This is a genomic window from Fulvimarina fulva, from assembly GCF_039652615.1.
Lineage (GTDB): Bacteria > Pseudomonadota > Alphaproteobacteria > Rhizobiales > Rhizobiaceae > Fulvimarina.
The window spans coordinates 169,601-184,939 of the sequence record NZ_JBDJAC010000003.1 but is presented as its reverse complement, the minus strand read 5'-3'; the positions used below and the strand labels follow the sequence as shown (position 1 = coordinate 184,939).

At 62.3% G+C, this 15,339-nt stretch carries 12 protein-coding genes; 7 read left to right on the top strand and 5 right to left on the bottom strand.

Features of this window, described 5'->3' with window-relative positions; all coding sequences use genetic code 11:
• Nucleotides 1-38: 38 nt before the first annotated feature.
• The gene (locus tag ABDX79_RS06410; RefSeq protein WP_463671121.1) at nucleotides 39-1,181 is read left to right on the top strand and encodes a M20/M25/M40 family metallo-hydrolase; all 1,143 of its coding nucleotides are present in this window, start codon (nucleotides 39-41) and stop codon (nucleotides 1,179-1,181) included.
• Nucleotides 1,178-2,596: an amidase gene (locus ABDX79_RS06405; protein ID WP_346219446.1), complete on the top strand. Its 1,419-nt coding sequence runs from the start codon at nucleotides 1,178-1,180 to the stop codon at nucleotides 2,594-2,596. Before ABDX79_RS06410 ends, ABDX79_RS06405 begins: the two co-directional genes overlap by 4 nt.
• A gap of 68 nt (nucleotides 2,597-2,664) precedes the next feature.
• Here the strand turns inward: ABDX79_RS06405 and ABDX79_RS06400 are convergent, their stop codons facing one another.
• Together ABDX79_RS06400 and katG are read right to left on the bottom strand one after the other, a co-directional pair.
• A complete protein-coding gene (locus ABDX79_RS06400; protein WP_346219445.1) occupies nucleotides 2,665-2,934 on the bottom strand; it encodes a hypothetical protein in 270 nt (89 codons plus the stop codon).
• Between the two features lie 27 nt (nucleotides 2,935-2,961).
• A complete protein-coding gene (gene katG / locus ABDX79_RS06395) occupies nucleotides 2,962-5,253 on the bottom strand; it encodes a catalase/peroxidase HPI (RefSeq protein ID WP_346219444.1) in 2,292 nt (763 codons plus the stop codon).
• 484 nt (nucleotides 5,254-5,737) lie between these two features.
• Between katG and ABDX79_RS06390 the strand changes: the two genes are divergently transcribed.
• The 3 genes from ABDX79_RS06390 to ABDX79_RS06380 all read left to right on the top strand — a co-directional run bounded on the left by ABDX79_RS06390 (nucleotide 5,738) and on the right by ABDX79_RS06380 (nucleotide 7,124).
• A complete protein-coding gene (locus ABDX79_RS06390) occupies nucleotides 5,738-6,172 on the top strand; it encodes a curlin (protein ID WP_346219443.1) in 435 nt (144 codons plus the stop codon).
• A gap of 34 nt (nucleotides 6,173-6,206) precedes the next feature.
• Complete coding sequence (csgH, locus tag ABDX79_RS06385) at nucleotides 6,207-6,596, top strand: curli-like amyloid fiber formation chaperone CsgH (RefSeq protein WP_346219442.1); 390 nt, start codon at nucleotides 6,207-6,209, stop codon at nucleotides 6,594-6,596.
• 114 nt (nucleotides 6,597-6,710) lie between these two features.
• Nucleotides 6,711-7,124 (top strand): curlin, encoded by a 414-nt coding sequence (locus ABDX79_RS06380; RefSeq protein ID WP_346219441.1) that lies wholly within the window; start codon nucleotides 6,711-6,713, stop codon nucleotides 7,122-7,124.
• Nucleotides 7,125-7,141: 17 nt separating this feature from the next.
• Here the strand turns inward: ABDX79_RS06380 and ABDX79_RS06375 are convergent, their stop codons facing one another.
• Complete coding sequence (locus ABDX79_RS06375; RefSeq protein ID WP_346219440.1) at nucleotides 7,142-8,761, bottom strand: vWA domain-containing protein; 1,620 nt, start codon at nucleotides 8,759-8,761, stop codon at nucleotides 7,142-7,144.
• A 566-nt stretch (nucleotides 8,762-9,327) separates the two neighbouring features.
• Here ABDX79_RS06375 and ABDX79_RS06370 point away from each other — a divergent pair.
• The gene (locus ABDX79_RS06370; protein ID WP_346219439.1) at nucleotides 9,328-11,511 is read left to right on the top strand and encodes a putative bifunctional diguanylate cyclase/phosphodiesterase; all 2,184 of its coding nucleotides are present in this window, start codon (nucleotides 9,328-9,330) and stop codon (nucleotides 11,509-11,511) included.
• Between the two features lie 91 nt (nucleotides 11,512-11,602).
• Complete coding sequence (locus ABDX79_RS06365) at nucleotides 11,603-12,142, top strand: GNAT family N-acetyltransferase (RefSeq protein ID WP_346219438.1); 540 nt, start codon at nucleotides 11,603-11,605, stop codon at nucleotides 12,140-12,142.
• A 47-nt stretch (nucleotides 12,143-12,189) separates the two neighbouring features.
• Here ABDX79_RS06365 and ABDX79_RS06360 read toward each other — a convergent pair whose 3' ends face one another.
• Together ABDX79_RS06360 and ABDX79_RS06355 are read right to left on the bottom strand one after the other, a co-directional pair.
• Entirely contained in the window at nucleotides 12,190-13,605 is a 1,416-nt protein-coding gene (locus tag ABDX79_RS06360) for a carotenoid oxygenase family protein (RefSeq protein WP_346219437.1), read from the bottom strand.
• A gap of 169 nt (nucleotides 13,606-13,774) precedes the next feature.
• Entirely contained in the window at nucleotides 13,775-15,292 is a 1,518-nt protein-coding gene (locus tag ABDX79_RS06355) for a DHA2 family efflux MFS transporter permease subunit (RefSeq protein ID WP_346219436.1), read from the bottom strand.
• Between the last annotated feature and the right edge of the window lie 47 nt (nucleotides 15,293-15,339).

The window sequence follows — 15,339 nt, the reverse complement described above, 5'->3', positions numbered from 1 at the left end:
AGCCTCCCGCAGGCCGACCAGACCAAACGAGGACTGACATGACGATCGACGTGAACACCGTACCCCTCGACCCGGAAGCCATGCTCACCGGGCTGAAGCGCTGGGTCGAACTCGAAAGCCCGACCTATGACAAGCCGTCCGTGGACAAGATGACGGCGATGGCTGCCGAGGACATGGAGGGGATGGGCTTTGACGTCGAGATCATTCCCGGCCCCGAAGGGCTCGGCGACTGCGCGAAGGCCTCCTTTCCCCATCCGAAGGCCGGCGAACCCGGCATCCTCATCATGGGCCATCTCGACACGGTCCATCCCCTCGGCACCTTGGAAAAACTCCCCTTCCGCCGTGAGGGCAATATCTGCTGGGGCCCCGGCATCTGCGACATGAAGGGCGGCAATTATGCCGCGATCAGCGCGGTCAAGGCCCTGGCGGAGATGGGCGTCGAGACCCCGCTTCCGGTCCATATTCTCCTCACCTCGGACGAGGAGATCGGCACGCCCGGCACGCGCGCCCTGATCGAGGCGGAGGCGGCCAAGCACAAGTATATCCTCGTTCCCGAGCCGGCCTGGGCGCGCAACACGGTCGTCACCGGCCGCTATGCGATCGCGCGCTATCATCTGACCGCCATCGGGCGCCCGAGCCATGCGGGCGCGGCCCTGAAGGCCGGCCAATCGGCGGTCAAGATGATGGCGCACAAGCTCATCGAGATCGAGGACATGACCGACGACGACTGCACCTTCTCGGTCTCCGTCATGCACGGCGGGCAATGGGTGAACTGCGTGCCGACGATCTGCCGGGCCGAATGTCTTTCCATGGCCAAGCGCCAGGGCGATCTCGACAATGGAACGGAGCGGATTCTCGCCTTCAACGACCGCAAGGACGACGGCACCGGCTTCTTCGTCGAAAAGAGCGTCGTTCGCCCCGTCTGGGAGGCGAGCGCCGGCACGATGGACCTTTACGAGCGCGCCAAGCGCATCGCCGGCGGTCTCGGCTTTCCGCTCGCCCATGCCAGCGAAGGCGGCGGCTCCGACGGCAACTTCACCGGGGCGATGGGGCTGCCGACCCTCGACGGGCTCGGCGTCGTCGGCGCCGACGTCCATACGCTGAACGAGCATATCGAGGTGGACAGTCTCGCCTCGCGCGGGCGCCTCATCGCCGGCCTTCTCGCCGAGCTTGGTGCATGACACCCTTCGACGGAGAGGGCCGCCTCCTCGCGCCTGAAGGTTCGGCCATTGCGCCGATCTGCGCCATGGATGCGAGCGACCTCGTGCGCCGGATCAAGGCGCGCGAACTGTCCGTCCTCGAAGTGGTGTCTGCCTTTCTCGACCGGATCGACGCCGAGAACCCGCGCGTCAACGCGATCGTCTCGCTGCGCTCGCGCGCTGACATCCTCGCTGAAGCAAACGCCGCCGACGCGGCGCTGACGAAAGGCGCAGAGGCCGGACCACTCTTCGGCATGCCCGTCGCCATCAAGGACCTTTCGCCGACCAAAGGCCTGACGACGACCTTCGGCTCGCCGATCTATCGGGATTTCGTCCCGGACGAGGATGGCATCGCCACGGCCCGCATGCGCGGCGCGGGCGCGATCATCATCGGCAAGACCAACACGCCGGAATTCGGCCTTGGCTCCCACAGCTTCAACGAAGTGTTCGGGGCGACGGGCAATGCCTTCGATCCTGCCCGCTCGGCAGGCGGTTCGAGCGGCGGCGCCGCCGTCGCCCTCGCGTTGCGCATGGTCCCCATTGCCGACGGTTCCGATATGGGCGGCTCGCTGCGCAATCCCGCCGCCTTCAACAATGTCTATGGCCTCAGACCCTCCTTCGGCCGGGTCCCGAGCCTGCCGGCGGGCGATGTCTTCTCCGCCTCTCTTGCAACCGATGGGCCGATGGCGAGAAGCGCGGACGATCTGGCGCTTCTCCTTGCCGTTCAGGCCGGGGCCGATCCGCGCCAGCCTCTGTCCTCAGGCCTTCTGCAGATCGATCAGGCTTCGAGATTTGCAGGCCGGACAGTGCGGATCTGCTGGCTTGGCGATCTGGACGGCCATCTCGCCACCGAAGACGGCATTCTCGAAACCTGTGAAGCCGCGCTGGCGCGCATTCCCGGCAGCAGCATTGAGCGGGCCGAGCTCGGTCTTGATCCCGAAAGCCTTTGGCAGAGCTTCACCCTTCAACGGCAGGCGGTTATCGCCGCGCGCTATGGCGATCTCTTCGCCGATCCCCAAAAGCGCGATCTGATGAAGCCGGAGATGCAATGGGAGATCGCGAACGGCCTCAAGCTTTCGGCGATGGACCTCCATCGGGCCTATGAGGCGCGCACAGCCTGGCATTTGCGGCTGGTGGCGCTCTTCGAGCGCTTCGATATTCTCGCCCTTCCCGCCGCCCAGGTCTGGCCCTTTCCGATCGAATGGCGCTGGCCGAGGGACATCGCCGGGCGTTCCATGGACAGCTATCATCGCTGGATGGAATGCGTCGTCCCCGGCACCTTGTCGGGCTGCCCGGTTCTCGCCATGCCTGCGGGCTTTCGCGGCGGTCTCTCCACCGGCGTCCAGCTCATCGCGCCCCACGGTCGCGAGGCGGATCTGATGGGGCTGGCCACATGATATCGCCGGAAGCAGGACCTCATACGAAATCCGTTTGATCGCTTCGCGATCGCGGATTTCAAGAACGCTCAACCGCCGCCCTTCCCGGATGACACGCCCTCGATGACGACGTTCATCGCCTCTTCACCGAGGGTCAGTCCGCCGTTGCGCGAGACGGCGAGCCGTTGGGCATGAAGCCAGTAGCAGTCACGTTGAAAGTTGGCGATTTCGGCGCGCGGACCATCGCAGTCATCCCGCACCAGGACGACACGGCGCCAGGTGGTCTTCGATCGACTGTCCGGCGCGATCGAGCGATTGCTATATAAAAATGCCCCGGTCGGACAAGCCGACCGGGGCATCTTGGGCCTTCTATTCGACCGTTTGGATCAGGCCGCCAGATCGTAGCGGTCGAGCATCATGACCTTGTTCCAGGCCGATACGAAGTCCTCGACCAGGCGCTTGTGGCCGTCGCTACCGGCATAGACCTCGACGATCTGACGCAACTGCGCATTCGCGCCGAAGATCAGGTCGCAGCGGGTCGCCGTGAACTTCTCTGCACCCGTCGAGCGGTCGTTGAGCGTGTAGCTCATGCCCGCATCGTCGGCCTTGCGCCACTCCATCCGCATATCGGTAAGCGCGAGGAAGAAGTCGTTCGACAGGACGCCCGGCTTGTCGGTGAAGACGCCGTGCTTGGAGCCATCCCAGTTCGTGTCGAGAACGCGCAGGCCGCCGACAAGGGCCGTCCACTGGGGTGCCGTGAGTGAGAGAAGCGCTGCCTTGTCGAGGAAGAGCTGCTCGGGCGGAACGTTATAGACGATGTCGGTGCGGTGATAGTTGCGGAAACCGTCCGAGACCGGCTGCAGCCAGTCGAACTGTTCCACGTCCGTCAGCTCCTGCGTCGTGTCCATGCGGCCCGGAGTGAATGGCACCGTCACGTCGACGCCGGCATCCTTGGCCGCCTTCTCCACCGCCGCGCAGCCCGCGAGGACGACGATATCGGCGAGCGAGATCTTCTTGGAGCCGGACTGGGCAGCGTTGAACTCGTCCATGATGAGGCGCAGACCCTCCAGCACCTTCTTGGTGCGGGCCGGATCGTTGACCTCCCAGCTGGACTGGGGTTCGAGCGCGATGCGCCCGCCATTGGCGCCGCCGCGCTTGTCGGAGACGCGGTGCGTGGAGGCCGCGCTCCAGGCGACGAAGACGAGATCGGAGACCGAGATACCGGCCGACAGGATCTTGTCCTTCAGACTCTTCACGTCGTTCTCGTCGACCGTCTCATGGTCGAGATCCGGGATCGGGTCCTGCCAAAGGAGATCCTCTTCCGGCACTTCCGGTCCGAGATAACGGCTCTTCGGGCCCATGTCGCGATGGACGAGCTTGAACCAGGCTCTGGAGAAGGCATCCGTGAAGGCGTCGAAATCGGCGAGGAACTTCTCGCAGACCTTGCGATATTCCGGGTCCATCTTGAGCGCCAGATCCGACGTCATCATCATCAGCGGATGCATTTCACCGGTATGTGCATCCGGCGTTTTCGGCGCGTCCGGATCGACCGGCATCCACTGGAGGGCGCCTGCCGGGCTCTTGGTCTGCTTCCACTCGAACTTGAAGAGGTTCGTCAGATAGTCGTTGTCCCACTTGGTGGGGTTCGGCGTCCACGAGCCCTCGATGCCGTTGGTCATCGTGTACTGGGCGAAACCGGTGCCGTTGGGGTTCTGCCAGCCCATGCCCATGGCCTCGATCGGCGCGCCCTCGGGAGCCGGTCCAATCTGATCGGGCGGGGTCATGCCGTGCGACTTGCCGAAAGCGTGGCCACCGGCGATCAGCGCGACGGTTTCCTCGTCGTTCATCGCCATCCGGCCGAAGGTCGTGCGAATGTCGCGGGCCGAATCGAGCGGGTCGCCGTTGCCGTTCGGGCCTTCCGGATCGACGTAGATCAGCGCCTGATGCGAGGCCGCGAGCGGATTTTCGAGATCGTAGTAATCGTCCTTCGGCTCACCCTCCCAGCGCATGGTGCGGGTGACCATCTGGTTGGGATGGCCTTCCATCGGACCGGGTGCGGTTTCTAATGGCTTCTTGCCATTCCAGCCTTCGGGGCCCCAGTAGATCGCCGTATCCGGCTCCCAGGCGTCGACACGGCCACCGGCGAAGCCGAAGGTCGGGAAGTCCATGATTTCCAGCGAGCAGTTGCCGGCGAGGATGATGAGGTCGGCCCAGGAGAGCGCCGTTCCGTATTTCTGCTTGATCGGCCAGAGCAGGCGGCGTGACTTGTCGATATTGCCGTTGTCCCACCAGGAATTGATCGGCGCGAAGCGCTGCATCGCCTGTCCGGCGCCGCCGCGACCATCGGCGCGGCGATAGGTGCCCGCCGAGTGCCATGCCATGCGGATCATCTGCGGGCCATAATTGCCGTAGTCGGATGGCCACCAGTCCACTGAGGAGGTGAGGAAGGCCTTGATGTCCTTCTTCACCTCGTCGAGGTCGAGCGTCTTGAAGGCCTCGGCATAGTTGAAGTCACGACCGAGCGGATCGGCTTCGGCGGGATTCTGGTGCAGCTGCTCGACCTTCAGGCGGTTGGGCCACCAGTGTTCCAGCGTCGGCTCCGAGCCCAGAGCGCCGCCGATCCGGGTGCCGCCGAAGGGGCATTCGCCGCGATTGGAGATGTCTGCTTTGATGTTCATCGTGAACGAACCTTTTTACCTGCGAAGTTGCGGACCCTCGTCGAGCATCCGAGACCGCGCGTTCTCAATTCACGGCCCTGCCGTCCAAGTAGGGCCTTGTATTAAAACCGCCGTGACGTGCGACGAAATTTCTGACCCGGCGCGTCTCGCGTTCGATCATGAAGAGCGAATCGCTCGCCGCCGAAAGATGAAGCCTGATTTTCCTGACGTGCTGCGTTCGATTGAAAGGATTGCGGCCACGATCCCATGAGGCGTGGCGTACCTTCGAAAATAGAACGCGGCCGATCGCTCGCCAGAGGGGTCGGACATTTCCGGAATTAAGAATTGGACATCTTTAGGGGTCCTGCGAGACCCGGCGAGGGTGGACCGCCCATGGTGCTGAACGTTGGGTAAACGGCCTCTTCAGGAGCGGTTCCGCGAGGATGTTCCAGGATGAGCGTGTTCACTTTCGAACGATCTCGCCGACCCTGAAGGAGATGTCCCCATGATCCGCCTGCCCCTCACCGCCGCGATCCTCGCTCTCACCGGTTTCACCGCCATCGCCCCGGCATCCGCCAACGGCTTCCGCACCGAGCAGTACGGCTGGGCCAATTCCAGCGGCGGCTCGCAGACCGGCTATCGCAACCGCATGCGCGTTCAGCAGGAGGGCCGTTACAACACGCAGGTCGGCGACCAGCGCGGCAGGCGCAATCTCGCCGTCGTCGGCCAGAACGGACGCGGCAATTTCGGCGCGACCTACCAGACCGGCAAGCGTAATTCCGCCGGCATCGGCCAGTTCGGCTCGAACCACACGACGATCCTGACCCAGGACGGCAACGGCAATATCGCTGCCGGCGTGCAGGTTGGTCATGGCTGCGACGCCAATGTCGCACAACAGGGCCAGGGCAACGTCACCGCCATCGTCCAGGCGTGCGACTGATCTGATTATCACCCCCCCGACGAGGAGAACCGTCATGCCATCGATCAGCCGATTTCACGGACGTATCGCCGCGCTCGTCGCGCTCATGGCGACGTCCGGCGTCGCTCTTGCCCATCCGCTGTTCAAGACGGCGGGCGGCGAGCCCTATCGCTGCGAGTTGACCGTGTCGCGAACCGGCCACGGCGTCGCGCTCACCGCCCTCGTCCACGGGGAGGAGCGGGCAAACGGCCAGTACGATTTTCAGGTCTCCGGATCGGGAACCGATATTCGTCAAAGCGGCCCCTTCACCGTGAAACCCGGTAAGCCGGAAACGGTCGGCACGGTCACCCTGTCTGCGAGCGGCGCCCGATATGAAGCCGATCTGGAGGTGACGGTCGGCGGACACACGGCGTCCTGCACGAAGCGGATCGTCGGCGGTATCTGAGCACGCCGCCGGGCGGGCAACGAGCGACAAGCCCCTCAGATCGCGATCCGCCCGGCAGGCTTTTCAACAGATGTACCCGAGAGCCCCCGCGAAATGCGGGCGATGGAGATGTTCATGACCCCAATGTTCAGCCTGAAAACCGCATTCGCCGCGCTGGTCCTTGCCACCGGCAGTCTCGGTGCCTTCTCGGATCCCGCCGCAGCGGGCCAGATCTCCTTCCACTTATCGCCTGGCGATCGTCGGACATCGAACGCCCTTTCGACAGGGCTTCGGCTTTATTCGGTCCTCAACGACCTCAAGAGCGGCTCGGTGCGTCAATATGGCCGAAATAACAGCGCGGGTCTCGATCAGAGCGGGCACGGCAACACCGGTCTGATCGAACAGCGGGGCGATGCCCATTCCGGCACGCTTCGGCAGACCGGCGAGCGCAATGCCTATGGCATTTTCCAGTACGGACGCGGATCGAAGGACGATTTGGTCCAGAGCGGCAGGGACCGCAGCGGCGTGACCTTCAGCTATGGCTGGTAACGCCTGCGGCGTTGTGCTCAATGCGTCAGCCGAATGCGCCGCAGGTCTATCGCGATGCTCTCGAACACATCGGAGAGCTCGCTCGCAGTATTGACCCCGTAATAGTGCTGAGCATCCTCGGCGCAGTGCTTCAAAAGGGTTTCGTTGCCTCCGATGAGCCGCACGGCATAGATTTCCATGCTCATTGCTTTCGCATTGTCGCAGGCAAGGCGTGCGCGACCGTCGATATCGGCGCGGCGGTCCCAGCCCCACCAGCGGTTTTGCGTGTTTTCGCCGTCCGTCAAAAGGATCATGATCTTCCGGGTGGACGGATCGGTGCGCGCGCCGGTGAGGGGAAAGCTCGGCGTCATCGCCTCCATGCCCCACTGAACGCCGATCGTGAGGTTCGTATTGCCGTTCGGCTTCATGCCGTCGACATAGGTCGAGAGCCCTGAAAGGTTATTCGTCAGGGGTTTGACGGCAAGAAGAGAGGACTGCGCGCAGTGGGAGCGGGGATACTGCGTCAAGGGCTGTGAGGAGACCGGCGGCGCCGAACTGACGTCGTAGCTTTGCGACCGGTCGATCACGCAACCCGACCAGGTCTCGCTGCCCTGGACGAGGAGATTGTTCGTCGCCGTGGTGTCGGTATTCGTTTTCGATGTCGAGGGTGCTGGCCCCGTCGGCGCGGGCGCCGGCTGATCGTAGATGTATCCTTCCGTCTTCTTGTAGACGAAGCCGACGCATTCGGCCGTGCTCGTGTTGTGGACAGTCGTGCACTTGTCGCCTTCGTTCCGCACGATCCTGTGGCGACCGCCCGAGGTCGTCGCGATATACTGGTAGGAATCGAAGCTGCTTTCGGCGTAGGCACCCGTGGAATCGAAGCGGAAGCCCGCGACCTTGCGCCCGCACATTTCACGATCAAACGCATCGTCAACCCGGTGAGCGGTCGAGAGCTTCGTGCAGTCGGCGTAATAGACCGGCTTGTTGTCCTCGCAGCTCTTTCGATCGATCGGGTCGGCGATGGTCGAACAATCCGTCGTGGCGCCGTATGGATTGGACGTGTTCGCGGTGGCGGTGTTGGAAACCATGGTCGCGTTGTCGACCCGAACCTGGGTGTCGAATGGGACAAGAGCGGCTTGCACAGTGCTACCGGTCTGGAACGAGCCGAGGAAAAGCTTCACCGCCTTTTTGAGTTCGGCCATTCGCGTGGTCGCGCCGTCGGACGTTCCCATCGAGCCGGAGGCGTCGAGAACGAAGACGATATCGAGATTGGTCTTGGCATCGAGCGCCTGAGACCTGACGTTCATGTCGATCTGGTTGATGCCGATGAGCGGAAGAAAGTGCGGCTTGTGTTGAAGCTGGACCACGTATTCGTAGGAGCCGTTTCCAAGATCGTTGAATGCATGAGAGACGACGTCGAGATTGTCGCTGATGTTGCTTTCGAAGTGCGCTTTCGCCTTGGCCTTCTTGCTTGCGAGGTCTCCCGCTTGACGGGTTCCCGCGAGAACTGCGGTATCGGCGGCATTCTGAGCGGAATTCTTTGCACGCAGGCCTCCGGCATAGTCGATCACGCCGCCGGCTGCCAGAATGAGGGGCGTTGCCAAAAGGGCTGCGGTGATTCCGAAATTGCCGGATCTATCGAACAGAAAAGTCTTCATGGGAGGGGCTCAGGCGTGTTTGTCGCGTCTTTTGTCGCCATTCAAATGCAATTTGTTTAAGAATATGCTGCGGAAACACAGATAACTCCCCAGATGAATGAGGAAATTCGAGTCTTTTTCTATATACTTATCTTTTGATGTAATTCTCCAACTTCAGATAGCGCAGGGCGTTGAGTAAATTTTTTCCTCTTTATGCAACCACTAAAGCCATGTGCTGATTGGTATGGTGAGTCCAGAACAAATATCGACTGTTATTATTTGCGGCCATTGCGCAGCGCGTTCATTGCTCACGGAGCCCCGCCTGATTTTCAAGGCCAACTCTTACGGCGACCTGTTGTGCCTGCAGCACGACGGATACGCGAGCTGGTCTTTCGCTTCAAGTCATTGCTTTTCAACGCGTTATGGCCCGAAAGGTCAGGACGCTTTTCTGGGTAACCGTGTCGCTGCGTACCGCATTCACGTCAGCAACTACTGACGAAATCGATTCGTCATTTGGCGTGACCGATTAAATGGTTTGCAAGTGTTCCACCCTACGGTCTCGCACACGTGATGGAGGGGCATTTTTCATGATCGTCGACGCAACGGAGCAGCAACGTCTCGCAGTACTCGCTGAATACGAGATCTTCGACACGCTTCCCGAAGCAGAGTTCGATCACATCGTAGAGATTGCATCGCACGTTCTAAAGGTTCCGATTGCTCTGATTTCCCTCGTTGGCGAGGAGCGACAGTTCTTCAAGGCGCGGACCGGACTCGCCGTGTGCGAGACCGAGCGGGAGTCCTCGTTCTGCCAATATGCGCTCGACGGGTCCGAGCTATTGATTGTGCCTGACGCAACGAAGGACCCGCTTTTCGCGGCGAACCGCCTTGTCACCGGTGAACCCTTCATCCGGTTCTACGCAGGCGCGCCCCTGCGCAACCCGGAAGGCATTGCGCTCGGGACATTGTGCGTCATTGATCGCGAGCCCCGCAGCGAGTTCACCGATCCTGACCGTCGCACCCTGCGCCTTCTTGCAAATGTTGTCATGGATCGCCTGGAGGCCCGGAGGCTAAGGCTGAAAGCGCGTGATGCCCAAGCGAGGAGGCAAAGCATTGCCTCGTCATCGCCTGACGCATTCGTCGTAGCGGACGCCGAGAAACGAATCGTCACGTGGAACGCTGCCGCAGAGCGGATCTTCGGCCATACCAAGACTGAAGCGATGGGCCGGACGCTTGACCTTGTCGTGCCTATCTCGATGCGCGCTGTCTACGAGAAGGCAGTTCGTCGCGTTGCGTCGGGCGAACCTACGAGACTGGTCGGAACCTCCATCGAACTCACAGCTTTGCGAAAGGACGGCAGCGAGTTCCCGATCGAACTAACCTTATCGCGCTGGAGGGAAGCCGGGCGAATGCAGTTTGGCGCGATTGTTCGCGACATCACCGCGCGGAAAAAGGCGGAACAAGAACTGCGCACTGCAGCTGTGACCGACCATCTCACGGGCTTGTCGAACCGCGCAAGCCTCAGCGCCAGGCTTGAGGCCATGGAGCGGGATGACACGCGCTTCGCCATGCTTCTCATCGACCTCGACGGTTTCAAGGAGGTGAACGACAAGCTTGGCCATCTGGTTGGCGACGAGGTGCTGATGGAAATCGGTCGGCGCCTTCGAGCGTTGATGCCGCCAGAAAGTTTCGTCGCCCGTATGGGCGGCGACGAGTTCGTTGTGCTCATCGAGGGCAACGCCAACCCGATGGATGCCTACGCGCTTGCCGAGACCATCATCTCAACAATCGAGGAATCCATGGCGCTTGGCTCGTCGCTGGTCAACATCAGTGCCAGCATCGGGATCATCTGCACCACGGCCGTGGCGGGTGATCATCGAACGATGCTCGGCGATGCCGATCTCGCGCTTTACAAGGCGAAGAACGATGGGCGGGGACGAGCCTGCCTCTTCACACAGGACCTGCGCCATGCGGTCACGTCGAAAATTCTCGCACGAGAGGAGCTTCAGAACGCGTGGGAAACGGGTGCGTTCGAACTCTTTTATCAGCCGCAGATCGATCTCGTTTCGGGCGATCCAGTTGGGGCGGAAGCACTTCTGCGCTGGAACCACCCCGAGCACGGTGTCCTCGCACCCGGCGCGTTCATCAATGTTCTCGAAAGCGACGTCTTGGCGGCCCCTGTCGGTCAGTGGATTTTGGAAACGGCATGCAGGCAAGCGGCAGAATGGCGGCGGACGATCCACCCCAATTTCCGCGTCGCGGTGAACCTCTTTCCGGTCCAGTTCGAGGTCCGCGACCTGTCGGCCCAAATAAGGGAGATCCTGGAGCTGACGCAGCTTCCACCCGACGGTCTTGAGATCGAGATTACAGAAACCACCATCCTGAACTCGGACCAACACGTCCTGAGCAAGCTGAAAGCCATCCGCGAGATGGGCGTTTCAGTCTCCTTCGACGACTTCGGCACCGGCTATGCGTCCCTCAGCATGCTGCGGAACTTTCCGATCAGCAAGATCAAGATCGATCGATCCTTCGTCAGCGGCCCGGGTGCCGACGACCGGGCGAAGCTGATCGCGAAAGGCATTGCCGCGATGGCGTCTGACCTCGATCTCGTCGTCGTGGCGGAAGGAATCGAGACGCCCGAACAGCACGAGCGTGTGCGCGACCAGGGATGCAATCACGGACAGGGATATCTCTATGGACGCCCGATGCCGGCGACAGCCTATGAAGCGGCGATGGGCACGCAAACAACCATACCGGTTTCATCGGTCGCGTAAATTTGCGCCCGATAGCAGCGTGGCGACGACGGGGCTTTAAAACTGCGGGCGCCGAGCGGGCAGACGGATTTAATCTGTGGGGAGATCTGCCGTGACGTTCAGTACCGGCGCACAGGGATGCGAACAACAGATCATCGACCTGTTCGCCGCAACCTTCACCGTCTCCGAAGGGGCGGAGGAGGGCGAGCTGATCGGCGGCCTGGTTCGCGATTTGCTGGCGAATACGCCAGAGACCGATATTCATGTGTTCCGCGCCGAAGAGGAGGACGCACTCATCGGCGCGGCTGTCTTCACCCGCCTGACCTATGCGGATGATCCCCACCACGTGGTTCTGCTCTCGCCGATGGCGGTGGCGAGCACGCATCAGCGCCGGGGTGTCGGAAGCTCTCTGATCCGCTATGCGCTGGAGATGCTTCGATTCGCGGGGGTGGACGTCGCTTTCACCTATGGCGATCCGAACTATTACGAACGGGTCGGGTTTCTGCCCATCGCGGAAAGCCAGGCGCGTGCGCCCCTGCCGCTCAGTCATCCCCACGGATGGATCGGGCAATCCCTGACGGATCGGCCGATGCCTCGTCTTCGCGGGGTCCCGACATGCGTCTCCGCATTGGAAAGGGCGGAGATCTGGTAGTCCGCCGGGCATTTGAAACCACCGCTCGGGACGGGGCTCCGGTTCCCTTAGGCCGGAACCCAGGTGCCGTGCAGGCCCTGGGGCACGCGCTGCGGCAGCCGCAGGCGCACGACGGGTTCATCGGAAAATGCCTCCGCATCCAGAAGCACCAGCTCGCTGGTCTCGCTCACCGGATCGTAGAGATAGCTGGCCAGCCAGCCGGAGGTCTCGGCCTCGCCGCGCGGGATGAACACCGCCTCGCCGGCGATCCGGTTGCCGAAGTCGTGGGCGTTCACATCGCCGGTTTCCGTGTCGATGCGAAGCAGGCAGTTGAAGGTCGCCGATGCGTGGTCGTCGCCCTTCAGGGTGTTGGTCAGGGTGGGCGCGTAGACGTAGCGGCTGGCAAGGGCGTTGCGACGGTCGTCGATCCTTGGAAATTCCGCCACCTTGTCGAACCAGCACTGTTCCTGAACGCTGCCGGACACGGTGTTGAGAACCAGCCGCTGAAGCTTGGGGGCTTGGGTATTGGGTTCGCCGTAGCCGACATAAAGTTTCTGGTGGCGGACATAGTCGATGACGATGTCGCCGCCGCGCTCGAACCCGTTGGCGAAATGGAAGACGAAGAACGGATCGGCCTCGTACCAGCGCGGTTTGCCGCCCGAAAGCGGCACGACCGCGATGCGCGTGCCGAGATCCGGACGCCATTGCAGGAAGGACCCGCCGGACATCATGGCCTGCATATCGAAGACCAGCGGCCCGATGAGCAGAACCACATGATTCTCGGTCAGAACGAAGTCATGGATCATGCTGGGGGCCGCAAGGGCGATATCGAAACTGCGCCGCAAGACGCCGTCACGCCCGATATGGTGCATGGTGACAATAGGCTTCTCGAGATCGTAGGCGAGGGCGAAGAGATCCCCCGTCACCGGATGAACCCGGTTGTGCGCCCCGAGCATGATCGGCTCGTCCGTGCCTGCCGTCCACGGCCCGCGCGTTTCCAGATCCGGCCCAATCTCCCAGGCCGGCTCGCCCTCGCCAAGCGCAAGCAGATGGTTGCCATGGTGCATGACCCCGATAAACGCCGAAGTCTTGAACGGATTGTCGGGATCATCGTGGGGGCCGAGAAGATCGGTATCGATGGGCCGCGGCGTCATCAGGCCGCCAAAGACCGTATGGCCCGCCTTGTCCTCGATCTCGAAGCTGCGCGTGCGCACATAACGGTTGTGGTAGCTCGCGCGCCCGCCCTCGAACCGGATGGCGTGCAGCATGCCATCGCCCTCGAGAGGATAATTGTAGGAGACCGGCTCGTAGCGCGGATTGGGGCCGTTGCGGATATAGGCGCCGCGAAGGTATTCGGGGATTTTCCCCGCGACCACCTCCAGCCGGTCGGCGTCGATCTCGCGGCCGATCGGTGCAAAATTTCCCGACAGGTGCGGATCGTCCGAGCGCCAGTCGATCGTTTCGAAGATGTGTTCCTGGCCCATTCACCCGATCCTCCCGTGCGACATCCGAAGGGCGGTGCGGCGCTTCGGATCATGCCCCTTGGTAAAGCGTAAGGGAGAAGGGTCAAGCCGGCCTTAACGCAGGCCGCGCCGGGACGGGTGGACTTTCGAAGAGAACCGCCGCCGGTTCCCATCGCCATGAAGGAACCGTCTACTCCATCGCGGGACCGGGCTCGCCGCCGCCGCCCGCCTTTCCGGGCTTCATGAGAAGAAGAAGCGGGATCGCGCAGAGCGTGATGATCATCATCAGGCGGAAGTCGTCGACATAGGCGATCATCGCCGCCTGCGCCTGGGCCTGCCCGTTCAGGACGGCGAGAGCCGTCTCCTGACTCATGCCCATCTTTGCGACCGCCTCGACGAAGTTCGGATTGAACGGGTTGAGACCGGCAACGAGGCTCGATTTGGCGATCACCATGTTCTGGGCGAGTTCGACCGAAACGATGGAGATGCCCACCGACGAGCCGATATTGCGCAAGAGCGAGAACAGCGAGGCCGCATCCGGCCGGAACTTCTGCTCCAGGGTCGCAAAGGCGATGGTGGACAGGGGCACGAAGACAAGGCCGAGGCCGAGGCCCTGGACGACGCCCGAGGTGATGACCGGCCATTCGTCCATCGTCGTCGTGAAACCGGTCATCTGATAGAGCGAGAGCGCGGTCAGGCAAAGGCCCGCGAAGATCAGGAGCCGAGTGTCGAACTTGCCGATCAGCCGCCCCACGACGAGCATCGAGATCATCGTTCCGACACCGCGCGGGGCAAGCACGAGACCCGTCGTCACCACCGGATAGTTCAGGAGATTCTGCAGCATCGGCGGCAACAGTGCCAGTCCGGCGAGCAGGATCATGCCGACGACGAAGATCATGACCAGCGCCATGACGAGGTTGCGGTCGCGGAAGATCTTCGGATCGATGAACGGGGCTTCGGTTCCCGTAATGTGGAGAACGAAAACCCAGAGCCCGGTGATCGCAAGGCCGAGCTCGATCCAGATTTCGGGCGAGGCGAACCAGCCCACCTGCTGGCCCCGGTCGAGCAGGAGTTGCAGCGCGCCGATGAAGAGCGACAGCATGGCAAAGCCGAAGAAGTCGAACCCGCGCTCGCGTTTCGGGGTGTTCGGCAGGAAAAAGATCATGCCGAGAAGCGCCAGCGCGCCGATCGGCAGGTTCACGAAAAAGACGTAGCGCCAGCTGAAGGTTTCCGTCAGCCAGCCGCCCAGCGTCGGTCCGACAATGGGGCCAACCATGATTCCGGCGCCCCAGATCGCCATTGCCTGCCCGTGTTTTTCCGGCGTGTTGATGTTGAGAAGCACGGTTTGGGAGAGGGGAACGAGCGCAGCGCCGCACAGTCCCTGGATGAGGCGGAAGGCGATCATCTCGTCGAGGCTCGTCGCCACGCCGCAGGCCATGGAAGCGAGGACGAAGCCCGCCGCCGAGCCGATGAAAAGCTGGCGCAGGCCGATCTTGTCCGACAGCCAGCCGGTGACCGGCGTCATGATGGCGGCTGCGACGATGTAGGATGTCAGGACCCAGGTAATCTGGTCCTGGGCCGCCCCGAGAGAGCCCTGCATATTGGGCAGCGCGACGTTGGCGATCGTGGTGTCGAGCACCTGCATGATCGTCGCGAGCATGATCGATGCGGTAATCAGGCCCTTGTTGGCGACCTGATCCGGATTCATGCCGCCAGTCTTTGCGGGGGTTGCTTTCGCATGCCCGACTGCCCGGC